Source organism: Bacillus sp. FSL M7-0558, assembly GCF_038003245.1.
In the GTDB taxonomy this organism is placed as follows: Bacteria; Bacillota; Bacilli; order Bacillales; family Bacillaceae; genus Bacillus; species Bacillus pumilus.
This window is the reverse complement of the sequence record NZ_JBBOOU010000001.1, coordinates 1,554,749-1,580,453: the sequence shown is the minus strand read 5'-3', so window position 1 is coordinate 1,580,453 and position 25,705 is coordinate 1,554,749. Positions and strand designations below refer to the sequence as shown.

Genomic DNA, 25,705 nt, shown 5'->3' with positions numbered 1-25,705 from the left:
AAATATAAATTTTTCATTCAAAACACTTATTTTACCTTATTTTTTCATTTTTTGATCTAACCTATAGATAAACGAAAATATTTCTGCTACAGTATCGTATAACGCTTCAGGGATCTCCTCATCCAGCGTTAAGTGGCGCATGAGTTCAACTAAATTACGGTCTTCTTGGATAGGAACTCCCGACTTTTTTGCTTCTTCAATGATATGGTCTGCTACATAGCCGCTCCCTGTTGCAACGACTTTTGGCGCCTTTTGTTTTTCTTCATCATAATGTAGAGCGACCACCCTTCTAAGCGGTTTTGAATCCTTCATACTCGTAAGTCCAGCCCTTTCTCGCTGATTTTATGAAAGTGTTCATCTAGAAAGTGAGACGGATCTACTGGCTCTTGTCTCTTCTTTGCTGTAATTCCCGTAAGGCTGTATCCTAAGGCATTTAAATTCTCCCGAACTGCTGGAATCATTGGATTAATGGCTCCTTGAAGTTCATGACCGGTTTCAACTGTAATTGACATGACCTTTTGCTGAATCGTACAGTCGATTAATGTTTCTTCGAGGTTTTCCATGTTTAAGTAAAACATAAGGCGACACTGAGAAATGTCAATAGAGCCATCTTTTTTCTTATGTCCTTTTAGAATAAAGGTTAAATCTTGAACACTATGTTTTGAAAAGAGCGGATAAGAGACCATCATTTGGCTGATGGTTTGGTTCTCCTGCTGCACAAATAACTGCCCGTTCAATCTATGAAACAATTGATCGACTTCTTTTTTTACGGGCTCTGGTAAATCAGACTGTCTCACATCATTTAAGACGAGCTTTAATTGGTGAAGCTCCTGATTTTTTACATCCTGGTTGCCTTTTTCGAGTAGTTTCAGCATACCGATTTCGTCACGTACACCTATTGCCTTTTTCATCGTCATGAGTAAATCGAGCACATCGGTTTTATTGCTTAATGCGGGTTCCGTCTGCTGCACCACCTGAGCCAATGCTTTTGCCTCTATTTTTGACAGGAATGGAAATTCTTTTTGAAGCACAGATGCTTTTGCGTCAGGCTGAGATCCAGCCTGCTGGAGCCCTTGCAGCAATGACGTGAGCTGTTTTAAGCTAGGCTCTTGCTGCCCATCTGCGCCTTGTTTTATTAAACTTGTAAGTATCCGCTCAATTTGCTGAGGCGGGATGTGCAGCTCTTTTGGACTTGTTGACTGCTGCACGTTAGATTGAAGAACTTGGGTCGTCTGACGCTCTTGAGCGATTGGAGTTTGGCTATTTTCTTTTGGTTGAGTCAGATTGGGCTGAGGCGTTACAGGTAGACTTCCTCCTTGCTTCGTCGCCCCTTCTCTCGCTGCTAGAAGGACCGATAAGAGCTTTTCTGCATGGACAGACGTCTCAGCATCTATGACTGATCGAACGGCTTGTGTAAGCGCCTGTGTGGCGTCTGAGTGCTTCGGGAGCTGTGTTAAGCGTTCTAGCAGCGCTGTCATATCCTGATGAAGAGCAGAGGATGATTTCACAGCTAAAATGGATTGAAGCACTCCTTCCTGGATCGGCAAGTCTTTCTTTAAAGCAAATAGAAGTGCCTGGAGACCTTTTTTCACATCAGCTCCTTGAAGCTGTTCGATCCACTTCACTGCCGTTTTTAACTCTGTTTCGTTGATAACCGATTTTTCTTTTAAAAAAGCTGTGGCTGTTAGAATGTTTTCAAGTCCGCTTTTCAGAGAGAGACCTTCTAATAGTTTGGCAGCGGCATCCTTTAATGTCTTAGGATCTTGATCAAATTGCTGGACTGGCCTTAGTTTATTGAGGCTGTCTCCACCCTCTTGTTCAAATTGAAACCAATAAAATGCGTCTGCTTTGAGCTGAGCCGCTAGCTGTGCTTTTATTTTTGTTGAGCCTATTTGAACAAGGGCTGTATCATCTCCAAGCATTTTCAGTACTTTACCGAGAATCAGCCGATGCACATTTTCCTTTCCTTCGGTGTTTAATGGCACAGATTCTGCCGCACTTAACCGGCTATTCAGTGCTGTATGTATGTCCTCAACTCTTGTCATCACAGGCAGCCTCCTTAGGTCAAAAATTTATGAGATAACGGATTTCACTGGTGCAAACGATAATCGATGGATTGGGGCAGCTCCATGTGTTTGAATGGCAGCCAAATGCTCTTTTGTTCCGTACCCTTTATGTTTTTCAAATTGATACTCAGGGTACTTACGCCCGTATTCTTCCATCATCTGATCTCTTGTCACCTTTGCAATACATGCACCTGCTGCGATGGATGCACTTTTTGCATCTCCTTTGATGATATTCTCCTGGTGAATAGGAAGTGGGAGCGTCATGGCATCTATGAGTAGATAATCAGGTGTATGAGTTAACTGCTCCACCGCTCTCACCATCGCCAGTCTTGATGCCTCGTAAATATTGATTTCATCAATCGTAGCCGCATCAACAATGCCGATACCGATATCAAGTGCTTCTTTTTGGATCAGGTCATAATATGCCAATCTTTTTTTCTCAGATAATTGCTTTGAGTCGTTTAAACCGAGCAGGACTGTATCTTCCTTTAATATGACAGCTGCTGCTACAACGGGGCCTGCCAGCGGTCCTCTTCCTGCTTCATCTATTCCAGCAATACATGTGTATCCCTGCGCCTTAGCATTGTTTTCAAATTGCAGCATCTCATTCCATGCTACATGAAGTTGCTGCTGCTTTTCTCTCTCTTTGTGCCACTTCTCTATCAGTTTTTGGACACTTTTTCTCTTATCATCTTTTACAAGCTCATGAATGTATGACTCGTCTTGCGAATGCTTTTCTATCAGTTCTTTTATTTGTTTCACTGTGTACATAGGCTTTTCGTCAGCCTCCTTCTTTATATCGGCAGTTTTCCGCAAAAAATAAAGACCCGCATGAGCTGCGTGTCTTTTAGCTTTCAGGCTTCTCAAAAGTGAGGGGACCAAATTTTTCTGTTCGAATATCCCGAATAATGATTTCGGTGGTTTTGTCGTAATTAATCAATCCACCGCTCATGAGACAGCCGCGCTTTGTACCTATTGCATCAAACAGCTCAGCCGTATCTTCAGGGATCTCCGTTAGGTCATAGCGTTTTTTTAATCTCTCTGGATAGTTTTCTTCTAGAAAGCGAAGTCCATATACAGCGACATCCTGTAAGTTGATGATAGAATCTTTGATCGCTCCAGTTACCGCTAGCCTAAGTCCTACTTTCTCATCTTCAAACTTCGGCCAGAGGATTCCAGGTGTATCGAGCAGTTCCAATTCTTTCCCTACCTTCACCCATTGCTGTGAGGTGGTAATACCAGGACGGTCTCCTGTTTTGGCAATGTTCTTTTTCGCTAAACGATTGATTAAGGTCGATTTCCCGACGTTGGGAATCCCGATAATCAGCGCCCGGATTGCACGTGGTTTAACACCTTTTGCTTTCATGCGGTCGAATTTTTCTTTTAAGATTTCTTTTGAAGTTGTGATGATCTGATTTAACCCTTGTCCATCGACAGAGTTAATTGCAAGTGACCGAACGCCTTGCTGCTCAAAGTGCGCCTGCCACTCCTTTGTCACACGAGGATCCGCTTTATCTGCTTTGTTTAATAGCATGATTTTGGGTTTATTCTGAAGGATTTCTTCGATCATTGGGTTTCTAGAGGACATCGGAATTCTAGCATCAGTTAATTCAAATACGATGTCGATGAGCTTTAATTTTTCTGTGACTTCACGTCTTGCTTTTGCCATATGGCCTGGAAACCATTGAATCGTCATATGTGCACCTTCTCTTCTATCGATTATCTCTATACATCGTACAAAAAAAGAGCCTGTTACAGGTAACAAGCTCTTTCCTTTGATATCATTATCGTCTGATTTCTTTGATACGAGCCGCTTTACCGCGAAGTTCACGTAGGTAGTAAAGTTTCGCACGACGTACCTTACCGTGACGTACAACTTCGATGTTAGCGATTTTTGGTGTGTGTACAGGGAATGTACGCTCAACGCCTACACCGTAAGAAATCTTACGAACTGTGAAAGTTTCGCTGATTCCACCACCACGACGCTTAATTACAACACCTTCAAATATCTGGATACGCTCACGAGTACCCTCGACAACTTTAACGTGTACACGTAAAGTGTCACCAGGACGGAACGCAGGAAGATCAGTGCGTAATTGTTCTTTTGTGATTTCTTCAATCAAATGTTGCATCGTTTTCAACTCCTTCCAACAGATGCTCATGTCCTCTTTCTTCATTGCAGCGGAACATCGTTTTCAAACTTGAATCGGCAAGCCGTCCAAGTCACAAGTAGTATCATACCATACCTCTATGCAGTGTGCAATACAATCTAGTCATTATGAAGCTGCCAAAGCCATCTTTTTTCTTCATCTGTTAACGTTTTGCATGAATCGATCAAATCTGGCCTTCTTGTATAAGTTCGCTTCAAGGATTCTTTGCGCCGCCACTCTTCAATTTTGGCATGATTTCCAGAGAGGAGCACTTCCGGCACTTTTAGTCCTTTATAATCGGCTGGCCTTGTATAGTGAGGATGCTCTAGCAAACCTGTACTAAATGAATCTTCAATGTGAGACGCTTCTTTTCCAAGCACATGAGGCAAAAGCCTGACCACACTGTCTGCAATCATCATCGCTGGCAGCTCTCCGCCTGTGAGAACGAAATCTCCGATTGAGATTTCATCTGTGACAAGATGCTCCCTGATGCGCTCATCGTAGCCTTCATAATGGCCGCAAATGAACATAAGGTGTTCTTCTTTTGCAAGTTCCTCTGCCTTCTTTTGTGTATATCTTTCTCCTTGAGGACAGACAAGAATAATTCGGGGCTTCTTGCTTGCTTTCTTCGTTAAATCTTCTACCGCATCGAATACGGGCTGTGCTTTCAGTACCATACCAGCACCGCCGCCATATGGGTAATCATCTACTGTTTTGTGCTTATGATCCGAATACTCTCTAAAATTGACAACATTGAATGAGACAGCTTCTTTCTCCTGTGCCTTTTTTAAGATCGATGAGTGGAGCACACCTTCGAACATTTCAGGAAAAAGTGTTAAGAAGTCGATTTTCATTCGTCAATGAGTCCTTCCATCACTTCAATGTGTATGGTTTTGGATGAGATATCGATCTTTTTGACGACAGATGGGATATAAGGAATCAAGGCATCTTTTTTGCCTTTTCTTCCGACCACCCAGACATCATTTGCCCCTGGTGTTAAAATCTCCTTGATTTGGCCGACAAGCTGATCCTCTTCATCGTATACTTCACAACCAATGATTTGGTGGAAATAAAATTCTCCTTCATCTAAAGAGCCGAGATGTTCTTTTTCTACTTTTAAGATTGCTTCTTTCAATAGCTCTGCTTCATTTAATGAGCTAATTTCTTCAAATGTAAGCAAATCAAACTGTTTATGCTGCCTATGTGATGCGACAGTGACTTTCAGCGGCTCCCCTTGACCTTGCTTAAAAATATAGAGGACGCTTCCTTTTTTGTAACGCTCTTCTGGGAAATCTGTCTTTGATACGACGCGTACTTCTCCGCGCACTCCGTGTGTATTGACAATCTTTCCAACATTCAACCATTCTTGTTCCATGTTCTCAATCACCCCTGACGTATTTCCACAATGGTGCCGTCTTTCACGACGATGACATTGTCTTGCATCTTGTCATCCCATTTATCACCTATTTTCACTTCAACCAGCGCATCCACTTCTGTCTCTTTCATTTCACTTCCAAGCGGCAAAACATGCAGCTGCTCTACTTGAAAGTCAATTTGCTGGATCTTTTCCTGCCGTTTATCGATGGCTTTTTGAAATTGAGGGATGGCTTCTTGCTGATGTGGTTCTTTTTCATGTTTTTTCAGTTGAAAATATAGTTGGTTGCATTCACGTTCTAGTCTTTCTTTTTTCTCCAAAAAAGTCGTTAACAGTTTGTCCTTACTGCTTTCAGTTAATACTTGCATGACGGTGACATGTTGAATGATCTGCATCTTCCTTTTTGTCCCCCTATCCGAAGGCATTTGTCCTCTACAGTATAACGAAAAATAGATTTAAACGTGTAAAAAAAGGGGAGGTCCTAAGCCCTCTCCCTTTTTAGTCAGCAATCTCAAGTTGAACTTTCTTAGAAGACTCTGCACTTGCTGCAAACATGACTGTTCGTATCGCTTTCGCTGTACGTCCCTGCTTTCCGATCACCTTTCCGGTATCTTCAGCATTGACAGACAGTGTGTAAATCACTTGCTCATCTTTTTCTAATGAAGATACGTGAATATCTTCAGGGAAATCAACAAGTGGCTCGACGATGGACACAATCAATTCTTCCAAGGACAGCTCATTCATTATTTGCTGTTTTTCGCATTATGAAATTTTTCAAGAATTCCTTGGCTTGAGAAAAGGTTGCGAACTGTATCAGATGGTTTCGCACCATTTTGAAGCCATTTAAGAGCTAATTCTTCGTTGATTTTCACCTCAGCTGGTGATAACACTGGATTGTATGTTCCAACTGTTTCGATGAAACGACCATCACGTGGTGAACGAGAATCTGCTACTACAATACGATAGAAAGGAGATCTTTTTGATCCCATACGTTTTAAACGAATTTTTACTGCCATTTTACTAGCACCTCCGAAAATATTTCAACAAGATAGTATATTAACAATGATAAAAGGGTTTGTAAAGTGTTTTTTCTTAACAACGGTTTTATCATGTATAACCAATTACATAAATGGTAATTTAAAGCCTTTTTTCTTTCCTTTGGACATGTTGGTCATTTGCTTCATCATCTTTTTCATTTCGTCAAATTGCTTTAAAAGGCGATTGACTTCCTGTACAGATGTTCCGCTTCCTTTTGCAATCCGTTTTCTTCGGCTTGCATTGATGACCTCTGGCTGTTCTTTTTCCTCGGTCGTCATTGATTTAATGATCGCTTCGATGTGATTGAGCTGCTTTTCGTCTACTTGGACGTTTTTGAGCCCTTTCATTTTACCGGCTCCCGGCATCATTTGGATCAATTCATCAAGTGGACCCATGTTACGAACTTGGCCAAGCTGCTCGAGGAAATCATCGAGTGTAAAGCTCATGGTCCGCATTTTTTGTTCAAGCTCTTTCGCTTTATCTTGGTCCACGTTTGCCTGTGCTTTTTCAATCAGTGTAAGCACATCTCCCATGCCAAGAATTCTTGATGCCATCCGTTCTGGGTGGAATGGTTCAATCGCGTCAAGCTTTTCACCTAGCGCGGCGAATTTAATCGGCGTATTGGTGACAGCTCGAATGGAAAGTGCTGCACCGCCTCGTGTATCCCCGTCTAGTTTCGTTAAAACGACACCTGTTAAACCTAGCTGTTCATTAAAGCTTTTCGCTACATTGACAGCATCTTGACCTGTCATAGAGTCAACAACAAGGAAAATTTCTTCTGGACTCGCTACTTCTTTTACTTTCTGAAGTTCATCCATCAATTCTTCATCAATATGAAGGCGTCCTGCTGTATCTAAAATGACATAATCATGGTGTTCTTCTTTCGCTTTTTCGATTGCCTGTTTGGCAATCTCGACAGGACTGACTTGATCACCTAATGAAAACACAGGCATATCAAGCTGTTTCCCTAGCGTTTCAAGCTGCTGGATCGCTGCTGGTCTGTAAATATCTGCAGCCACCATCATCGGCTTGCGATTATGTTTTTTGCGAAGTAAATTGGCAAGCTTCCCAGTTGTGGTGGTTTTACCTGCCCCTTGAAGACCAACCATCATAATGACCGTCGGAGATTTTTTCGCTACAGCGATTTTACTCTCTTCTCCGCCCATTAATTCAGTGAGTTCTTCTTTTACAACTTTAATGACCTGTTGCCCAGGGGTAAGGCTTTTCATGACCTCTTGTCCAACTGCCCGCTCACTTACTTTTTTCACAAAGTCTTTGACTACTTTAAAATTGACGTCAGCTTCAAGAAGGGCAAGGCGTACCTCGCGCATCATTTCTTTTACATCTTGTTCTGACACTTTTCCTTTGCCGCGGATTTTTGAAATCGTCTGCTGCAGTCGGTCGGCTAATCCTTCAAATGCCATACTGTGCCGCCTCCTAATCTAATTTCTCAAGCGATTCAATTAAAGCTTCTGCTTCTTCCATCTGAGCGGAATCTGCTACGAGCTCACTCATTTTTTTGAGAAGTTCTTTACGCTCTTTAAATTTCTTAAACAAGAGCAGCTTTTCTTCATATTGTTCAAGCATCGCTTCAGTCCGTTTAATATTATCATAAACAGCCTGTCTTGATACTTCATATTCATCCGCAATTTCACCGAGGGAAAAATCGTCTAGGTAGTAAAGCGACATGTAGCTCTTTTGCTTTGCGGTTAACAACGATTGATAGAAGTCAAACAAGTAGTTCATTCTCGTTGTTTTTTCAAGCGTCATGGGCTCTCTCCCCTTTGTTAAGTTCATTCCCTTTACATCAACTAAGTTTACACGGTTCTCTACTGTGTGTCAAGTTTTTATCTTGTCACTGCATGAAGCGGCGTATAAATAAAAATGCCAGCAATCTTTGCCGGCATTTTTGTTAGTCCTCTTGATCAATCACGTCTGAGAATAATCCATACACATACGATTCTGCATCGAATTCTTGCAGATCGTCTACCTTTTCACCTAAACCGACGAGCTTCACGGGGATGTTTAACTCATTTCGAATTGCAAGGACAATCCCGCCTTTTGCAGTGCCGTCAAGCTTTGTTAAAGCAATTCCTGTCACATTCGTCGCTTTAGAAAATTCTTTCGCTTGTGCCATCGCATTTTGACCCGTTGTTGCATCAAGAGCGAGCAGCACTTCATGCGGTGCATCTGGAACCTCGCGTTCAATGACTCTCTTGACCTTCTCTAGCTCTTTCATCAAGTTGACTTTGTTTTGTAGTCTTCCTGCTGTATCACAGATAAGGACATCCGCATTTTTCGCTTTTGCTGATTGAACGGCATCATAGATCACCGCTGCTGGATCAGAGCCAGCCGTCTGTTTGACAACAGGGACACCTGAACGCTCTCCCCATACTTCAAGCTGCTCTATCGCACCGGCACGAAATGTATCACCTGCTGCCAAAATGACGGATTTCCCATCATTTTTCAGCTTATTTGCAAGTTTGCCGATCGTCGTTGTTTTCCCAACGCCATTGACACCAACAAATAAAATGATATTTAATCGCCCGTCTTCAATATTCAGCGCAGAGATTTGTTCCTCTCCGCTATTGTAGATTTCAACCAGTTTTTCAGAGATGACCGATTGTACTTCACTTGGGTCTTGAATGTTTCTTAGTTTCACTTCTTTTTTCAGCTCATCAATCAGTTCCATCACCGTTGTGAAACCGACATCCGCGCCGATCAGAACTTCTTCTAATTCTTCAAAAAAGTCTTCATCAACTTTACGGTAGCGTGAAATGAGTTCATTTACTCTTCCTTGAAAGGAGTTTCTCGTTTTTTCAAGTCCATCCTTAAACTTTTCTGATACTGAATCGGTTTGCTGCGTAAATTTTTCTTTTAATTTCTTAAAAAAGCTCATTTGGTTCAAAAACCTCCTTTAATTACTGGACAAGCTCTTTCGTTTCTTCTAGTTTGACAGATACAAGCTTAGAAACACCTGACTCCTGCATCGTAACACCGTAGAGCACATCTGCTTCTTCCATTGTTCCTTTGCGGTGCGTAATGACTATGAATTGTGTTTCTTCGCTGTATTTTTTTAAATATTGTGCAAAGCGGAAAACATTGGCTTCATCAAGCGCCGCTTCTACCTCATCTAACACGCAGAATGGAACAGGTCTGACTTTTAAAATAGAGAATAGTAAAGCGATCGCTGTCAATGCTCTCTCACCGCCTGAAAGAAGGCTTAAGTTTTGCAGCTTTTTCCCTGGCGGCTGCGCGACAATATCAACGCCAGAGTTTAGTAAATCGTTTGGATCTGTCAGCTTAAGATCTGCTTTCCCGCCGCCAAATAATGCTTGGAAAACTGATTCAAAATGCCCGCGAATTTGCGAGAATGTTTCAGAGAAGCGCTTTGTCATCTCTTGATCCATTTCTTCGATCACTTGGAATAATGTATTTTTCGCTTCTGTCAGATCATTTCGCTGTTCTGTTAAGAAAAGGTAGCGTTCATTTACTCGTTCATACTCATCAATGCTGCCTAAGTTCACTGTTCCTAGCTCTTCAATGGCTAATTTGATCAGCTTCACTCGTTTTCTTGCTTCATCTGGCGATAACGTTAGATGATACATCTCTTTTGCCCCTTCAAACGAAAGAGCATACTCTTCGTTCAAATAAGCGATGAGGTTGTCGAGCTCAACTTCCATACGGCCAAGCTTAATTTCTTCATCTTTTAAGCTTGTGGTGAGCTGCTTGTAAAGGCGTTTTTGTTCTTTCAGTTCACGTTCAGCAAATTCTAACGTTTCAGAAAGAGCAAGACGCTGTTTGCGCCGCTCTGAAATGAGCGCGGTTGTTTTGTTTTTATTTTCCAGCTTCTCTTTCGCCGCTTCTTCCAGCTGTTCTGCTCCGCTTGAGCTAGATGTCATTTCACTTGTTAAGAGTGACAGATCTTCTTTTGTTTCCGTCAGCGTTTGTTCAGCCTCTTCTAATTCGGCCATTAAGCTCGAAAGCTTTTCTTGTTCATTCGCTAAGGACTGCTCTTTTTTGGCAAGCGAGATTTTCAGCTCTGTTAATTCGGCAGAAATGGTTTCTTTCGTTGAGCTTTGGGTCTGCTTACGCTTTGTTAATGTATTGATCTCTTGATCAAGGGTGGTCAATTTCTCCCCTATAGAAACTTCAAGAGCTGCCTGCTTTTTGTCCTTATCTGTAAGTTCAGTAGAACGCAGCTGCAATTCTTCTTTTTCTTGGTCATAGAGTTCAAGGTGGGCATTAATATTTTTTTCTGCTACTTGCAGTTCGTATAGCTTCCCTTTGAGCTCTTGCTGCTGTTCTCGAAGCGTTTCTCCCCGCTGACGCAGTTCGTTTAATTGACTTTCGTTTGCTGCAATCAATTGCTTCGTTTCTTTTGTTTCCTTTTCAAGGATCGTCGTTTTTTCTTCCATTTCAACAAGCTGCTTTGTTAATGTTTCGATCTCTCGGTTTCTTGAAAGAAGGGAGTTGTTCTTTTTCTTTACACCGCCACCAGTCATTGAACCGCCGGGGTTCACAACATCTCCATCAAGGGTCACGATGCGATAACGATGACCAAGCATTTTTGCCAGTTCATTGGCGCCTTTTAAGTCTCTAACGATCAGAACCGTTCCAAGCAAGTTCTGTATGACCTTTTGATACTTTTCTTCAAAGGAAACAAGGTGACTTGCTACACCGATAAATGCAGCGTGCTGCTCGGCTGTTTGGACGTCTCTATGCTGAATGGTTCTTTCTTTGATCACATTCATTGGCAGGAAGGTTGCTCGTCCAAAGGAGTGCTGCTTTAAGTATGCAATTGCTTGTCGCGCTGCGGCTTCGTTTTCTGTGACGACGTGCTGCGTTGCTGCGCCTAGCGCGATTTCAATCGCTGTCTCATGCTGCTGATCTGTTTGAATCAGCTCTGCAATGGCACCGTGAATACCGCCTAACCGTTCTTTTGCCTTTAAGACCTCTTTTACTCCTTGGAAAAAGCCTGAGAAGTCTTCCTGCATGGATTCTAGCATCTCTTTTTTTGACTTTGCCTGCTGCACATATTGATAGGCTTGGTAAAGAGCCGTTTCTTTTTTCTCGTATTGACGTTTCATTTGCTCAAGCTTTTGTTCCGCTTCTCTAAAACGCTTGACCTGAGCCAGAATGTCTTCTTCTATGGCTGAAAGCTGCTGCTCAGCCTCTGTTTTCTTCTCTTTGACAGACACACGTTCTTCAATGTGTTTTTGGTTGTTTTGCGTGAGCCGATCTAGCTGCATGGCCGCTTGGCGCTGCTGTTCTTCTAATAATTTGCGTTCATTGCGGATGGTAGCTTGTTCATTGAGCAGATCAAAATAATCGCTTTTTAGCTGTTCAATTTGACCTTCCACATCTTCAGTATGAAGCGACAGTTGATGCTGCTTTGTTTTCACTTCATCTTTTAGCTGCTGCACTTCTTTTTGAAGGCTGTCCCGCGCGATTTTCTGCTGCTGAATCTTTTCGATTAGCTGCGCCTGCTTTTCAGTTAAGCGAATGAGCGTTTCTTCTAGCTGCCCTTGGTTTGCGGCTGCATTTTTCTTCCGTTCTTTTAGTACTTCTTTTTTACCTTCAAGCTTTTCTAATTCCTCACTTGTGAAAAGAAGAACTTCTTGCAGGTCATTAATTGATTCGTCAAGTGCTTGAATGCGGTCTCTTGACTCTTCAATTTTAGCTTCTTTTGCTTGAATATCTGTGGATTGCTTCATTTCATCTTGTTTGAACCGCTCGACAGCTTCACCAAGTGTTGTCCATTTTTCATGAAGTGCTTCGATGTCATGGACAGTTAAGGCGATTTCGACATTTTCAAGCTCTTCTTTTTTTTGCAAATAGTCCTTTGCAATAGATGCCTGCATTCTTAATGGTTCTACTTGATCTTCTAGTTCATGCAGAATATCTTCTACTCGGTTTAAGTTGTCCTGCGTTTCAAACAGTTTATTCTCGGCTTTTTTCTTTCTTGTTTTATATTTCAAAACACCAGCCGCTTCTTCAAAGATGCTTCTTCTCTCTTCTGCCTTACTAGATAGAATTTCCTCTACCTTTCCTTGGCTGATGATCGAAAAAGCTTCCTTTCCAAGACCTGAATCCATGAAAAGTTCAATAATATCTTTTAAGCGGACAGATTGATTGTTTATGAGAAATTCACTTTCTCCTGAACGATAGACTCTTCTTGTCACACTGACTTCGTGAAAATCGATCGGTAAAAAGTGATCTTCGTTATCTAACGTTAAAGTCACTTCTGCTAGATTGACTCTTTTTCTTGAGTCGCTTCCTGCAAAAATGATGTCTTCCATTTTTCCTCCGCGGAGGCTTTTCGCTGATTGTTCTCCAAGTACCCAGCGGATGGCATCGGTAATATTACTTTTGCCGCTTCCGTTTGGTCCAACAACAGCGGTGACCCCTTTGACAAAGTCCACGGTCACTCGCTGTGCAAAAGATTTGAATCCTATCACGTCTAAACGTTTGAGGAACATGAGAGTGATCCTCCTTATGTATTTAAAGTACTATTATCTTACCATATGAAGTGAAAAAAGATGATGGAAAACAGAGTGAAATCCCCCTGAATGACGAGGGGGATTTTATTGGTTCATATGATGTTTCTGCAATTTAGCAAGTGCTTCCTGTGCAGCATGCTGTTCTGCTTCTTTTTTACTGCGGCCATTTCCAATTCCAAGCACTTCTCCGCGAAGGGAGACATTTGCTTCAAATTCCCGGTTGTGTGCTGGTCCTTTTTCATGCAGAATGTGGTATTCAAGTACACCTTTTCCATCGCGCTGAACGAATTCTTGCAGCTGGCTTTTAAAGTCCATGACATGCGAGAACGCTCCATCATTAATTTTCGGATAAACATAGGCTTCTAGGAATCGCTCCACCGGCTCAAGCCCTTGATCTAAATAAAGTGCCCCGATAAACGCCTCGAATACGTCCGCTAAAAGTGCTGGGCGTTTTCTCCCGCCTGTCATTTCTTCGCCTTTTCCTAAAAGAACAAGGTCTCCAAAGGACAGCTCATGTGCCAGAGACACAAGTGACGGTTCACATACGATCGCTGCTCTTAGTTTGGTTAAATCTCCCTCGCTCATCGCAGGGTATTTCGCAAATAAGAATTGAGAGATGGTCAATTCTAAAACAGCATCTCCTAGAAATTCAAGTCTTTCATTATCCTCGTATGGCTTTTTCCGGTGTTCATTCACATAAGAGGAATGCGTAAAGGCTTGATATAGAAGTTTTTCATTTTGAAAGTGTACAGAAATACGCTGCTGGAATTCTCTAAATTGCTCTAGTTTTTTGCTCTGTTTCTGTTTGTCTTTATATTGTTTTGGCATAGCAACCTCCAGGTAGGCTTAATCGCCTTTAAGGATACTGATTATATGGAGTCTCTCTTTCTACATGCAAGGAAACATTGCTCCTTAGCATCTGAAAAAGGCTGACAATTGATCAGCTGAATATGTTGAAACTAACATAAATTTTGAAAGTCCCGTCATGAAAACAGACGGGACTTTGTTACGCTTATTGCTGGCTATTTATGTAGTTCACAGCGTCACCGACTGTTGCAATTTTTTCAGCATCTTCGTCAGAAATTTCCATATCGAACTCATCTTCAAGTTCCATAACTAGCTCAACTACATCAAGGGAATCAGCGCCTAAATCTTCTTTAAATGAAGCTTCCATTTTCACGTCAGCCTCATCAACGCCAAGGCGGTCTACAATAATTTTTGATACACGCTCTAATACGTCTGCCATTGCCTTTCACCTCCCCTCAAAGTATTATAGTTGATTCGTTTTTAAAAAACTAGAGAAAACCTAATGAAATTTTGATATTTCTTAGGACATGACCATTCCGCCATCTACTTGGATGGTTTGGCCTGTAATATAACCTGCTCCTTCTGAAGCTAAAAAGACAACAACGTTGCTAATATCTTCAGGTGCACCAAAGCGTGCAAGCGGGATCTGCTTAAGCATTTCAGTTTGTACATTCTCATCAAGCTTGTCTGTCATATCTGTAGAAATAAAGCCTGGTGCTACTGCATTGACTGTAATATGACGAGTTGCCAGCTCTTTTGCTGTTGTTTTCGTTAATCCGATGACACCAGCTTTTGCTGCAACATAGTTTGCTTGTCCAGGATTTCCACATACGCCAACCACTGAAGCCAAGTTGATGATTCTTCCGCTGCGCTGTTTCATCATTTGACGTGTCACGGCTTTTGTACAGTTAAAGACACCTTTTAAGTTTATGTTAATGACGTCATCCCATTCATTTTCTTTCATTCTCATGAGCAGATTATCCTTTGTGATCCCTGCATTATTGACAAGAATGTCAATTGAACCAAATGTGTCAATCGCTTGTTTCATGAGCGATTGTACTTCTTCAGCATTTGAAACATCAGCTTTAACGGCAAATGCCTGCTGGCCAAGTGCTTTGATTTCGTCTACGACTTCATTTGCTTTTGCTTCGTTTCCAGAATAGTTGACGACAACATTTGCACCATTCTTTGCTAAATCGATCGCAATAGAACGGCCAATCCCGCGTGATGCACCTGTTACAACGGCTGTTTTATTTGTAAGCATCAAGAATCCTCCTTCAATGTTTCAATGGCTGCTTCAATTGTTTCCTGATCTGAAACTGAAATAGTTGTCAGGCGGCGATTGATCTTTTTCACAAGACCTGAAAGCACTTTGCCCGGGCCAATTTCAATAAACGTTGTCACGCCTAAATCAATCAGACGTTCTACACTTTCTTCAAATCGAACAGGAGAATACAATTGTTCAATGAGCTTTGTTTCAATAGCATCACGAGATGTAACGATGTCTGCTGTGACATTTGAGATCACTGGTGTTTTGGCATCTGTAATGTTTAGCTTTGACAGAACATCTGTGAATTTTTCAGCGGCTGGTTTCATTAAGGCAGAATGGAAAGGTCCACTCACTTCAAGGGCAATCGCACGTTTTGCGCCTTTTTCTTTCGCTTTCTCTGAAGCGAGTTCGACCCCTTTTGCTGTACCAGAGATCACGATTTGACCAGGACAGTTTAAGTTAGCGAGTTCTACAAGATGACCACTCTCTGTCACTTCTTTTGTCACTTCTAAAAGCGCAGCTTGATCTAAGCCAAGGATCGCTGCCATAGCGCCTTCTCCTGCCGGAACAGCTTCGTTCATTAATTCGCCGCGTTTTCTCACTGCATAGACAGCATCTTGAAACGAAAGTGCGCCTGCCGCAACGAGGGCAGTATATTCACCAAGGCTATGTCCTGCTGCGTAATCTGCTTTGATTCCGCTCTCTTCAAATTTCTTTAAGATGGCGATACTTGTCGTTAAAAGAGCTGGCTGCGCGTTATAAGTGAGCGTCAGCTCTTCTGCATCTCCTTCAAAAATCATTGAAGATAAGTCAAAACCGAGGGTCTTGTCTGCTTCTTCAAATACAGCTTTAGATACTGCTTCTTGGTCAAATAAATCTTTTCCCATGCCAATTTTTTGAGAGCCTTGGCCAGGGAATAAAAATGCAATTTTAGTCATGCTGCTATACCTCCATTAAGACTCGTTCGTGGTTTCTTTTTGGACTTCTTGATGAATGATGGCTGAAACGTCTTTTTCTACGATATCACGTGCCTGACGAATGGCATGAAAAATGGCGTTTTCATCAGAGGAACCGTGCGCTTTAATGACAGGTGCCTTTAAACCAAATAAAGCGGCACCGCCATATTCGGAGTAATCCATTTTAGACTTCATCTGCATCAATTTCGGCTTCATCATGCCAGCCGCTATTTTTGCTGTGAAGCTGGATGTTAATGTTTCTTTCAGCATTTTAAAGACAGAAAGAGCTGTGCCTTCAATCGTTTTCAGGGCGATATTTCCTGTGAAACCATCTGTGACAACGACATCAGCTACACCTTCTAGTAAATCACGAGACTCCACATTTCCTACGAAATTCAAATTTGATGCTTTCAATAATTCAAAGGTTTTTTTTGTGAGATCGTTGCCTTTTTTATCTTCTGTTCCTACATTTAACAATCCTACACGCGGATTGCTCTTTGGAAAAACACGCTCTGCGTAGATTGAACCCATCATCGCATATTGCACAAGGTGTTCTGGTTTGGCATCAACGTTTGCGCCGACATCTAGTAATAAAAACCCACTGCCATCAAGTGTTGGCAGTGTTGGAGCAAGTGCCGGTCTATCGATGCCATCAATTCTTCCTACGATAAACAGTCCTGCTGTCATGAGTGCGCCAGTGTTTCCTGCTGAAATACAAGCATCTGCTCGTCCTTCGGATACTTCTTGCGCCATTTTCACCATAGATGAATCCTTTTTACGTCTAACTGCACGCACTGGTTCATCTGTCGGTTCAATGACTTCTTTTGCATCTAAAATCGTGATGCGCTCGTTATTTGTTATGTATGGTTTGATTTTATTTTCATCGCCGACAAGTGTAATCTCGATATCTGAAAATGCCGTTAAGCTTTTTTGCACACCGTCAATAATGGCTTTAGGGGCATGGTCTCCCCCCATTGCATCGACTGCAATTCTCATATTACGTGCCACCTTTTACTTTTGTTTTGAGCGATACATGACGAAGTCACCTGAGAAGACAACTTCCTCACCGACATAGCTGTTTACTTCAACTACAGTTCTGCCTTTTTCTTTATCATGCGAGGCTACTTTGGCTTTTGAGACAACTCGTTCGCCTTGTTTAACCTGCCTTGTAAATTTAATATTCGCTTTTGCTGTTAAAGCCAGTTCATCGTCAATGACCGCTACTGCAAGCGAATTTGCCTGGGCGAAGAGATGATGTCCCCTGGCAATTTGGTTTCGGCTAAATACATGCTCTTTTCTCACTTCTAAAATGGAAATGGCTTGGTCATCAAGCTCTACATCAATCATTTCTCCAATCACTTCATCCAGCGGAAGTGACTTCACTTCATCCTCTAATGTCTTTTCGGCCACATGCTTAATTCTTTCGCGTAATTCAGGAATTGACAGTTCCAAACGATCAAGACGAACCGTTTGAATGCTTACACCGAATTTACTTGCCAATTCTTCATCAGTAATGAACGGAGTCGAGCTGATCGTTTGCTGGAGAAGCTTTTGACGTTCTTTTTTATTTAGTTTCATATGCAGACACCATCCGTACATTTATGACTAGGTACTAATAGTAGTATATAATCTCATAGATGATAAATCAATCCTTGTTTCAAAAAGACAAGAAAATTCCTCCAGCGCTTGATCAGCTTAATTTATCTCCGCCCAGCACCCCGCTGTCTACAAGTGTTTGCCGAAGTTCTTTGTATTCGGGATCTGTCCAAAATGCATCTGATTGCACAAGTTCTGCCGCATCTTTTCTAGCAGTTTCCAGTGCTCTGTAGTCATGAACCATATCTGCTACTTTAAATTCAGGCATTCCGCTTTGTTTTTTACCGAAGAAATCGCCAGGTCCTCTTAGCTCTAAGTCCTTTTCAGACAGCTCAAAGCCGTCGGTTGTTTCGGACATGATCCTCATCCGCTCTTTCCCGGTTTCCGATTTTGGATCCGCCATTAAAACACAAAATGATTGATGCTCTCCGCGTCCAACCCGGCCTCTGAGCTGATGAAGCTGAGACAGTCCGAAGCGGTCTGCATCGTAAATGACCATGATGGTCGCATTCGGCACGTTGACACCCACTTCAACGACTGTGGTTGAAACGAGAATTTGTACTTCATTTGCTGTAAAGTCTCTCATCACCTGATCTTTTTCATCACTCGCCAGTTTCCCGTGCATTAAGCCGATCGACCACTTACCGCGGTATGCCTCTGTCAGCATGCTGTGGACATCAATCGCATTTTGGACATCCAGCTTGTCCGATTCTTCTATGAGTGGACAAATAATATATGCCTGTCTTCCTTTTTTTAGCTCTTTATCTACAAATGCAAGAATCCTCTCAAGCATGTCATGCTTGACCCAATACGTTTCGATCTGTTTTCTGCCGGCTGGTAATTCATCAATGACGGAAACGTCCATTTCTCCAAAAACAGTGATCGCAAGTGTGCGCGGAATAGGTGTGGCAGTCATGAATAAGACATCTGGGTCCTGCCCTTTACTTCTTAGTTTTTTCCTTTGCTCGACGCCAAACCGGTGCTGCTCATCTGTGATCACAAGACCGAGCTGCTGAAATTCGACTTCGTCTTGGATGAGCGCATGCGTTCCGACTAATATATCAATCTCGCCCTCTTTTAGACGTTCTAGCAATTCTCTGCGGCGCTTTCCTTTCACAGAGCTTGTTAGTAGAGCGATATTTAGTCCCCATTTTTCAAACAGCTGATAAAGGGAATCTGCATGCTGCTCTGCCAAAATCTCTGTTGGAACCATTAATGCACCTTGATAGCCGGATAAATGAGCGGCATATAGTGCAATAGCTGCAACAGCAGTTTTCCCTGAACCTACATCCCCTTGCAGCAGACGGTTCATCCGGTACGGGGACGCCATATCAGTCATAATTTCATCAAGCACTCTTGATTGTGCCTTTGTCAGCGGAAATGGCAGACTGTGAACAAACTCAAAAACAGCGTCTTTAGAAAACGGATGCTGGATGCCCGATGTTTTTTCTCGTTCTTTCTTTCTGATGGCCTGCATCTTCAGCTGGAAAATAAGAAATTCCTCGTACACAAAGCGGCGTCTTGCTTGCTTGAGCGAGTCTCTTGTTTCTGGCAGGTGAATGGTTTTTAATGCTTCCTGATAGGACATGAGTTTATAGGTAGAGACAAGCTGCTTTGGCAGTGGATCTTCAGCTTTATCTACATAAAGTGACAAGGCTTGTTTGACAAAACGCCTCATCATTTTCACGGTTACATTTTCTTTTACTGAATAAACAGGCTCTATACTGCCATCTTGCTCGTGCGTCCCTTTTTTAAATTCCTGCACCATGATCGATTGACGGTTTTTATCCCATTTGCCAGTGACGGATACCGTATCACCTAACACAAGGCTTCGTTTTAAATAAGGACGATTGAAGCAAATTGCTGTGATGAGAAAACGCCCGACAAGCAGCCTGAATGTCAGCCTGCTTCGTTTTTTTCCATAATAGGTGAGGACGGGCTCACTGTGCACTTTTCCTTCAACTGTGACACGTTCGTCATGCTTTACTTCTTCTAAGTTACGAAGCTCATAGTCGTCATATCGATAAGGAAAGTAGCCAAGTAAATCGGCTACTGTGTGAATTCCAAGTTCATTGAGTGTTTTTTCGGTTTCTTCTCCAATCCCCTTAAGGACTGAGACATTATCTTGCAGTTTCTGTATCACGAGATGGGGTCACACCTCCGAAAATCTTCTTTTCAAGCTCTCTTGCTGTCGGTGTCGCAGCAAGTCCGCCTTGTGCTGTTTCGCGAAGTGCCGTTGGCATGGTTTGACCGATTTTATACATCGCATCAATGACTTCATCACATGGGATACGGCTTGTGATGCCGGCAAGTGCCATATCTGCTGCGATCATCGCATTTGATGCACCCATGGCGTTTCGTTTTACGCACGGTACCTCAACAAGTCCAGCTACTGGGTCACAAACAAGTCCAAGCATATTTTTCAGTGTAATCGCCATTGCTTCAGCAGATTGCTGAGGTGTACCGCCTGCCATTTCGACAATGGCTGCTGCCGCCATCCCTGATGCTGAGCCTACCTCAGCCTGACAGCCGCCTGCTGCACCAGAGATGCTCGCATTATTGGCCACAACAAAACCAAATGCGCCAGAAGTGAATAGGAATCTGACCATTTGTTCCTTTGTTGGCTTTAATGTTTGTTTTACTGCAAATAACGTACCTGGCACAACACCTGCTGAGCCTGCTGTAGGCGTTGCACAGATCGTCCCCATTGCGGCATTGACTTCATTTGTTGCCACTGCCTTACTAACAGCATCTAATATCGTATGACCAGACAATGTTTTGCCTGATGCGATATACGCTTGAAGTTTGACCGCATCTCCGCCTGTTAAACCGGATAATGATTTCACACCTTTTAGCCCGTTTTCTACGGCTTGTTCCATCACTTCTAGGTTGCGGTACATCTGGGAGAAAATATCTTCACGTGATTTCCCTGTTACTTCCATTTCTTGCGTAATCATGATTTCTGAAATGGAGGTATTCCGTTCTTCTGTTAGCTGCACGAGTTCTTTGACGTTTTTAAACATCATTCATAACCTCCTTGTTGTTACTCTGCAATTTGTGTGACTTGAATAATGTTTGGCAGTGTTTCAAGTTCTGATAAGGCAGCTGGGTCAATATTTTGATCCACTTCGATGGTCATCAGAGCCTCTTGCCCGACATCTTTACGCGCCACTTCCATATGACCGATGTTGATGGCGAATTTCGCTAACACGTTGGCGACTGCCGCAATCGTGCCGTAGCGATCGTTATGAACCACAAGAATGGCAGGATGATTTCCTGAAAGTCTGAGCTCAAAGCCATTCAGTTCAGTAATTTCGATTTTACCACCGCCGATGGAAATCCCGATTAATTCAAGGCTTCCGTTCGCATCTGATATCTCTACTTTTGCTGTATTCGGATGCGCTGGTACCGCATCTTCTTCTTTAAATTCAATGTCGATCCCTTTGCTTTTTGCAATATCGATCGCTGTTTTGATGCGTTCATCAAATGTATCAAAGTCAAGAACGCCGCCGATCATGGCGACATCTGTACCATGTCCTTTATACGTATCTTTAAAAGAGCCATAAAATGAAACGACAATTCGCTTCGGTTCTCTTCCAAATAAGCTGCGAGCCACTCTTCCTATTCGAGCCGCACCCGCTGTGTGCGAACTTGATGGACCAATCATGACGGGTCCAATAATATCAAACACACTTCTAAATTTCATAGGTCTTCCCCTCTCATAACCACTCACATATTGGTTTGGTTCTTTCTTTAGACTAATGGATTCAATCGTTTCCCGCAACTCATTTCACCGTTGAATCGTTAGTAAAAAATTGCAAAAGAAGAAGAAGGGCTTTATTTGCCCTTCTTTCGTTATTCGACAGCCAAAATATATGAATAAAGCGGCTGTTTTCCATCGTGGACTTCAACTTCTATATCTTCAAATGTTTCTTCAATAAAGGCTTCTAACTCATCCATCTCTTCAGATGATGCATCTTCCCCTTTAATGATCGTAACAATCTCATCATCTTCTGTCACCATTTTGGTCAAAAGTTCTTTTGCTGCATCTAATTGATTTTTCGCAGTTAAGGTGATTTTTCCGTTAAAGAGACCCATATAATCTCCTTTGGCAATGTCGATTCCATCAATTTGGGTATCTCTCACCGCAAAGGTAATTTGGCCGCTTTTCACGTGGTCAATCGCTTCTAGCATCGCCGCTTCGTTGTCTTCATTTGAAGCTGCTTCATTGAGAGAAAGAAGTGCCGACATTCCTTGAGGAACGGTCTTCGTTGGAATGACAACAACCTCACGACTCGAGACAGTTGCCGCCTGTTTCGCTGCCATGACAATATTAGAATTATTAGGTAAGATAAAGACGGTTTCGGCATGTACGCTTTCAATTGCTGTGACAATGTCTTCTGTACTTGGGTTCATCGTCTGTCCGCCTTCAATGACGACGGAAGCTCCGATACTTTTAAACAAGTCAGCAATTCCTTCTCCCATTGCGACACTGACGACTCCAAAGCGCTGTTTTTCAGCAGCAGGTGCCTTTGGTGCAGCGGGCGCATGTTCTTTTTCTTCGTTCACAATCGAGCTATGCTGCTCTCTCATGTTTTCAATTTTCATATTGATCAGGCTGCCGTAGCGCTGTGCATAGGATAAGACATCTCCAGGCTGCTCTGCATGAATATGAACTTTCGCCAGCGTTTCATCAGATACCACAAGAAGTGAATCTCCGAATTCGCTTAAGTCTTCTCTGAAGGCATTCTCATCAAAGGACTGTTTCTCTTCTTCAAATTTCACCATAAATTCAGTACAATAACCAAATTCAATATCTTCAGTGTTCATATGGCTTTGTGCACTTTTATGATGCTCTGCACTGACAAGTTCTTTTAACGTTGGCAAAGAGGCCGCTTTCAGATGGAGGTCCTCTCCTCTTAATGAAGCAAGGAAACCTTCATATACGCAGAGAAGTCCCTTACCTCCACTATCGACAACGCCTACTTCTTTTAAAACAGGAAGTAGATCTGGCGTTCGATCAAGTGATGCTCTCGCTTCCTCAATCGTTAACTCAAGAACGCGGTCAATGTCATTTTCGGTTGCTGAAACAGCAACCGCTTTCTTTGCTGCATCCTTTGCGACCGTTAAGATGGTCCCTTCAATCGGCTTCATCACGGCTTTATAGGCTGTATCAACACCGGCCTGCAAGGCAAGGGCAAATTCTTTGGCGTCAATCGTCTCTTTTTGTTCTATATTTTTACTGAAACCTCTAAAGAGCTGTGATAGGATGACGCCTGAGTTTCCTCTTGCGCCCATCAATAGCCCTTTTGACAAGGCCACGCCGACCTTCCCAATATGATCGGTATTTGTTTCTTCAACTGCTTTTGCCCCTGAAGTCATTGACAAATTCATATTTGTCCCCGTGTCTCCGTCTGGCACTGGAAAAACATTTAACGCATCCACAATTTGTGCGTTTTGAGAAAGATGGTGAGCACCTGCAAGAATCATTTTTGCAAATGAGCGGCCATCAAGATTTCTAATAGACAATATATTTCCTCCTTACTACGGGTTCGTAACTCTTACTCCTTGTACATAAATGTTGACCGAATCAACAGAAAGTCCAACTGTGTGAGAAATCGTATATTTGACTTTCGTTTGAACATTATGTGCGACTTCTGATATCTTTGTACCGTAGCTGACGATGATGTACATATCAATATGAATGCGGTCTTCTTTTTGACGCACAAGAACACCCCGGCTGAAGTTCTCTTTACGGAGAATATCCGTCAAGCCGTCCTTGATTTGATTTTTGGACGCCATCCCAACAATACCATAGCAATCGATCGCAGCGCCTCCTGCCACCATTGCAATGACTTCATTTGATATATCAATTTGTCCGTATTTCGTTCTAAGTTCAATGGACACATTGGTTCCCCCTTTTTGAGAAATTGCCCTGAGTTATCACTATTTTACTATAAGACCCTTCTTTTTAAAAGAAATCATTCAATCCGACCCAATCCTACTTATACTATAGCCTTGATTTTTTATCAAGATGTCAAGGTATTTTTCTTGAAAGAGGAGTAAACAATCCTTGCAAACCCCTTGAAGCTGTGGTAAATTATTAAAGTATCTTGAGGCATCTCTAAGTACGTATATGAAGAATATGATGATGTTTTCGCAGTTAGGAGGGAAACAAATGGCACGTAAATGCGTTATTACAGGCAGAAAAACAAAAGCTGGGAACAATCGTTCTCACGCAATGAACTCTACAAAACGTACATGGGGCGCGAACCTTCAAAAAGTTCGTATTCTAGTGGACGGTAAGCCTAAAAGAGTATATGTATCAGCTCGAGCTTTGAAATCTGGTAAAGTTGAGCGTGTATAAGCAAGAGTAAACGCCTGCTACAATAACTTGTAGCAGGCGTTTTTATGTGGAAATAAAGGAGATTACTCATTAATCTTTCTTAAATGAACCAAGCATCGCACGGACAATGCCGCCAAGAAATCTAGGCAGTTTGATTGTATAAAATTTCATTTTGTCCCCCTCCTAAAAGTACCGCTTGCAGCACAATTGAGCTTAATCAGCCATCCACATTGATAGGTTGGTCAATCTTTGCTTCTTACCATTATTAATATGCCTTCATGAAAAGAAAAAGTACCATTTGAGTGGATGAGTTCGTTACTAATACATAGTGTGGAACCAGGCTCAATATGACAATTTTTCAGAGGATATTTGAAACCTTTTAACGTCAGCTTTTCAACCGGTGTTCCAAAGGGTAAAAACGATACATATTTTTTATCCTGATCTTCTTTTATTTCGTATGTACCAGGTTCAAACATTTGAATGATATTTTGTTTGTCTACAAGGGTGATATTCTGCTTGTGCTGAATCCCTTTGTAAAGAAGATGGATATTTCCTAGAAAATGATCCGCCCTTCCTCCTGTAATACCATAGATGTAAATATGTGCTGGGTGCTGACTTAGTGCCCAGTTCAGTGCAAGCTCTAAATCAGTTTCATCCTTTTCAGCTTGAAATACATTCAGAGCAGGCAATTTCTCTTTCAGCTCCCGAAGCTCTTTTTCTGTCACACTGTCAAAATCACCAAAGGCTTTGGCAGGAGTAATACCGTGCTCTAGTAAGAAGAGGGTTCCACGGTCTACGCCAATCCAGAGAACATCCTCCTGTGATGCTTCACGTTCAAGTGGCGGGATGTATTCAAAAGGACCGCCGGCTACGATATGTATGTGCATGATACACGCTCCTCTCCATGTAAAAAGAACCAAAGATCACAATGACTTTGGTTCCTTCCTTTACGCTTCTCGAATTGCCTGGATCGCTGCTGCGCGGTTTTCTTTACCATATACCGCAGAGCCCGCTACTAGTAAATTAGCGCCTGCTTCTTTGCAACTCTTTGCAGTCTCTACATTGACACCGCCGTCTATTTCTATTAGTAAATCGGTTAAGCCCTTTTGTTCACTCAGTGCTTTTACTTCTTTTACCTTCGTGAGGACAGATGGAATAAATGCCTGTCCCCCAAAACCAGGGTTCACTGTCATGAATAACACAAGGTCCACATCTTCTAATACATGCTCAATGTGAGAAACAGGTGTGTGCGGATTCAAGACGACCCCTGCTTTTACACCTTGTTCTTTCATATGTTGTATTGTTCGGTGTAAGTGCGGACAAGCTTCCACATGAACAGAGATAATATCAGCGCCTGCTTTTGCGAATGCAGGAATATACCGATCTGGCTGCTCAATCATTAAGTGAACATCAAGCGGCAGACGCGTATGCGGTCTGATCGCTTCAACGACATTTGGCCCAAATGTCATATTCGGAACAAAATGACCGTCCATGACATCGATGTGAATGTAATCTGCACCGCCTTGTTCCACATCACGGATATCTTTCTCCAAATTGGCAAAATCGGCCGATAAAATGGAAGGGGCAATATAAACCAT

General features: G+C 42.4%; 29 protein-coding genes. 1 reads left to right on the top strand and 28 read right to left on the bottom strand.

The window, feature by feature from the left end:
• Window positions 1-36: 36 nt before the first annotated feature.
• The 25 genes from MHB79_RS07865 to MHB79_RS07745 all read right to left on the bottom strand — a co-directional run bounded on the left by MHB79_RS07865 (window position 37) and on the right by MHB79_RS07745 (window position 23,668).
• Window positions 37-312, bottom strand: coding sequence for a FlhB-like flagellar biosynthesis protein (locus tag MHB79_RS07865; RefSeq protein WP_340989446.1), 276 nt, complete (start codon window positions 310-312; stop codon window positions 37-39).
• Window positions 309-2,045: a glycosyltransferase gene (locus MHB79_RS07860; protein WP_253622621.1), complete on the bottom strand. Its 1,737-nt coding sequence runs from the start codon at window positions 2,043-2,045 to the stop codon at window positions 309-311. The genes MHB79_RS07865 and MHB79_RS07860 overlap by 4 nt, the downstream gene beginning before the upstream one ends.
• Window positions 2,046-2,072: 27 nt before the next feature.
• Window positions 2,073-2,837 carry a ribonuclease HII gene (locus MHB79_RS07855; protein ID WP_003210902.1) on the bottom strand — a complete coding sequence of 255 codons (765 nt, stop codon included), beginning with the start codon at window positions 2,835-2,837 and terminating at the stop codon, window positions 2,073-2,075.
• 76 nt (window positions 2,838-2,913) lie between these two features.
• Entirely contained in the window at window positions 2,914-3,762 is an 849-nt protein-coding gene (gene ylqF, locus MHB79_RS07850; RefSeq protein ID WP_050945052.1) for a ribosome biogenesis GTPase YlqF, read from the bottom strand.
• Between the two features lie 88 nt (window positions 3,763-3,850).
• Window positions 3,851-4,198: a 50S ribosomal protein L19 gene (gene rplS, locus MHB79_RS07845; RefSeq protein WP_003212364.1), complete on the bottom strand. Its 348-nt coding sequence runs from the start codon at window positions 4,196-4,198 to the stop codon at window positions 3,851-3,853.
• Window positions 4,199-4,335: 137 nt separating this feature from the next.
• Window positions 4,336-5,070, bottom strand: coding sequence for a tRNA (guanosine(37)-N1)-methyltransferase TrmD (gene trmD / locus MHB79_RS07840; protein ID WP_003211682.1), 735 nt, complete (start codon window positions 5,068-5,070; stop codon window positions 4,336-4,338).
• Window positions 5,067-5,591 carry a ribosome maturation factor RimM gene (gene rimM, locus MHB79_RS07835; RefSeq protein WP_340989445.1) on the bottom strand — a complete coding sequence of 175 codons (525 nt, stop codon included), beginning with the start codon at window positions 5,589-5,591 and terminating at the stop codon, window positions 5,067-5,069. The genes trmD and rimM overlap by 4 nt, the downstream gene beginning before the upstream one ends.
• A gap of 8 nt (window positions 5,592-5,599) precedes the next feature.
• Window positions 5,600-5,986, bottom strand: a complete 387-nt coding sequence (locus MHB79_RS07830; protein ID WP_310023716.1) for a YlqD family protein — start codon at window positions 5,984-5,986, stop codon at window positions 5,600-5,602.
• 103 nt (window positions 5,987-6,089) lie between these two features.
• Window positions 6,090-6,335: a KH domain-containing protein gene (locus MHB79_RS07825; protein ID WP_012009937.1), complete on the bottom strand. Its 246-nt coding sequence runs from the start codon at window positions 6,333-6,335 to the stop codon at window positions 6,090-6,092.
• On the bottom strand, window positions 6,335-6,607 hold the full coding sequence (rpsP, locus tag MHB79_RS07820) for a 30S ribosomal protein S16 (RefSeq protein WP_003212139.1): 273 nt from the start codon (window positions 6,605-6,607) through the stop codon (window positions 6,335-6,337). Before rpsP ends, MHB79_RS07825 begins: the two co-directional genes overlap by 1 nt.
• A 105-nt stretch (window positions 6,608-6,712) precedes the next feature.
• Entirely contained in the window at window positions 6,713-8,053 is a 1,341-nt protein-coding gene (gene ffh / locus MHB79_RS07815) for a signal recognition particle protein (RefSeq protein ID WP_050945055.1), read from the bottom strand.
• Between the two features lie 13 nt (window positions 8,054-8,066).
• On the bottom strand, window positions 8,067-8,399 hold the full coding sequence (locus MHB79_RS07810) for a putative DNA-binding protein (protein ID WP_003210763.1): 333 nt from the start codon (window positions 8,397-8,399) through the stop codon (window positions 8,067-8,069).
• Window positions 8,400-8,541: 142 nt separating this feature from the next.
• The gene (ftsY, locus tag MHB79_RS07805) at window positions 8,542-9,528 is read right to left on the bottom strand and encodes a signal recognition particle-docking protein FtsY (RefSeq protein ID WP_003211188.1); all 987 of its coding nucleotides are present in this window, start codon (window positions 9,526-9,528) and stop codon (window positions 8,542-8,544) included.
• A 22-nt stretch (window positions 9,529-9,550) separates the two neighbouring features.
• Window positions 9,551-13,111 (bottom strand): chromosome segregation protein SMC, encoded by a 3,561-nt coding sequence (gene smc / locus MHB79_RS07800; RefSeq protein ID WP_340989444.1) that lies wholly within the window; start codon window positions 13,109-13,111, stop codon window positions 9,551-9,553.
• Between the two features lie 105 nt (window positions 13,112-13,216).
• Window positions 13,217-13,960 carry a ribonuclease III gene (gene rnc, locus MHB79_RS07795; RefSeq protein ID WP_003211549.1) on the bottom strand — a complete coding sequence of 248 codons (744 nt, stop codon included), beginning with the start codon at window positions 13,958-13,960 and terminating at the stop codon, window positions 13,217-13,219.
• A 184-nt stretch (window positions 13,961-14,144) separates the two neighbouring features.
• Window positions 14,145-14,378 carry an acyl carrier protein gene (gene acpP / locus MHB79_RS07790; RefSeq protein ID WP_003212028.1) on the bottom strand — a complete coding sequence of 78 codons (234 nt, stop codon included), beginning with the start codon at window positions 14,376-14,378 and terminating at the stop codon, window positions 14,145-14,147.
• Between the two features lie 81 nt (window positions 14,379-14,459).
• Window positions 14,460-15,203, bottom strand: coding sequence for a 3-oxoacyl-[acyl-carrier-protein] reductase (fabG, locus tag MHB79_RS07785; protein WP_050945057.1), 744 nt, complete (start codon window positions 15,201-15,203; stop codon window positions 14,460-14,462).
• Complete coding sequence (gene fabD, locus MHB79_RS07780) at window positions 15,203-16,147, bottom strand: ACP S-malonyltransferase (protein WP_340989443.1); 945 nt, start codon at window positions 16,145-16,147, stop codon at window positions 15,203-15,205. The genes fabG and fabD overlap by 1 nt, the downstream gene beginning before the upstream one ends.
• A gap of 15 nt (window positions 16,148-16,162) precedes the next feature.
• Window positions 16,163-17,161: a phosphate acyltransferase PlsX gene (gene plsX, locus MHB79_RS07775; protein ID WP_003211133.1), complete on the bottom strand. Its 999-nt coding sequence runs from the start codon at window positions 17,159-17,161 to the stop codon at window positions 16,163-16,165.
• A 15-nt stretch (window positions 17,162-17,176) separates the two neighbouring features.
• Entirely contained in the window at window positions 17,177-17,743 is a 567-nt protein-coding gene (gene fapR, locus MHB79_RS07770) for a transcription factor FapR (protein ID WP_003210820.1), read from the bottom strand.
• 112 nt (window positions 17,744-17,855) lie between these two features.
• Window positions 17,856-19,904 (bottom strand): ATP-dependent DNA helicase RecG, encoded by a 2,049-nt coding sequence (recG, locus tag MHB79_RS07765; protein ID WP_137054639.1) that lies wholly within the window; start codon window positions 19,902-19,904, stop codon window positions 17,856-17,858.
• Entirely contained in the window at window positions 19,882-20,784 is a 903-nt protein-coding gene (gene sdaAA / locus MHB79_RS07760) for an L-serine ammonia-lyase, iron-sulfur-dependent, subunit alpha (protein WP_034620038.1), read from the bottom strand. The genes recG and sdaAA overlap by 23 nt, the downstream gene beginning before the upstream one ends.
• A 20-nt stretch (window positions 20,785-20,804) precedes the next feature.
• Window positions 20,805-21,467 (bottom strand): L-serine ammonia-lyase, iron-sulfur-dependent subunit beta, encoded by a 663-nt coding sequence (gene sdaAB / locus MHB79_RS07755; RefSeq protein ID WP_003212160.1) that lies wholly within the window; start codon window positions 21,465-21,467, stop codon window positions 20,805-20,807.
• Between the two features lie 149 nt (window positions 21,468-21,616).
• On the bottom strand, window positions 21,617-23,290 hold the full coding sequence (locus MHB79_RS07750) for a DAK2 domain-containing protein (protein WP_137054640.1): 1,674 nt from the start codon (window positions 23,288-23,290) through the stop codon (window positions 21,617-21,619).
• A gap of 15 nt (window positions 23,291-23,305) precedes the next feature.
• Window positions 23,306-23,668, bottom strand: a complete 363-nt coding sequence (locus MHB79_RS07745) for an Asp23/Gls24 family envelope stress response protein (RefSeq protein ID WP_003211680.1) — start codon at window positions 23,666-23,668, stop codon at window positions 23,306-23,308.
• A gap of 271 nt (window positions 23,669-23,939) precedes the next feature.
• Here MHB79_RS07745 and rpmB point away from each other — a divergent pair, with 271 nt between their 5' ends.
• On the top strand, window positions 23,940-24,128 hold the full coding sequence (rpmB, locus tag MHB79_RS07740; RefSeq protein WP_003212514.1) for a 50S ribosomal protein L28: 189 nt from the start codon (window positions 23,940-23,942) through the stop codon (window positions 24,126-24,128).
• A 69-nt stretch (window positions 24,129-24,197) separates the two neighbouring features.
• Here the strand turns inward: rpmB and spoVM are convergent, their stop codons facing one another.
• The 3 genes from spoVM to rpe form a co-directional block, all read right to left on the bottom strand.
• Window positions 24,198-24,278: a stage V sporulation protein SpoVM gene (gene spoVM / locus MHB79_RS07735; RefSeq protein WP_008354550.1), complete on the bottom strand. Its 81-nt coding sequence runs from the start codon at window positions 24,276-24,278 to the stop codon at window positions 24,198-24,200.
• A gap of 71 nt (window positions 24,279-24,349) precedes the next feature.
• Complete coding sequence (locus tag MHB79_RS07730; protein ID WP_003210934.1) at window positions 24,350-24,994, bottom strand: thiamine diphosphokinase; 645 nt, start codon at window positions 24,992-24,994, stop codon at window positions 24,350-24,352.
• A 60-nt stretch (window positions 24,995-25,054) separates the two neighbouring features.
• Window positions 25,055-25,705: a ribulose-phosphate 3-epimerase gene (rpe, locus tag MHB79_RS07725; RefSeq protein WP_050945061.1), complete on the bottom strand. Its 651-nt coding sequence runs from the start codon at window positions 25,703-25,705 to the stop codon at window positions 25,055-25,057.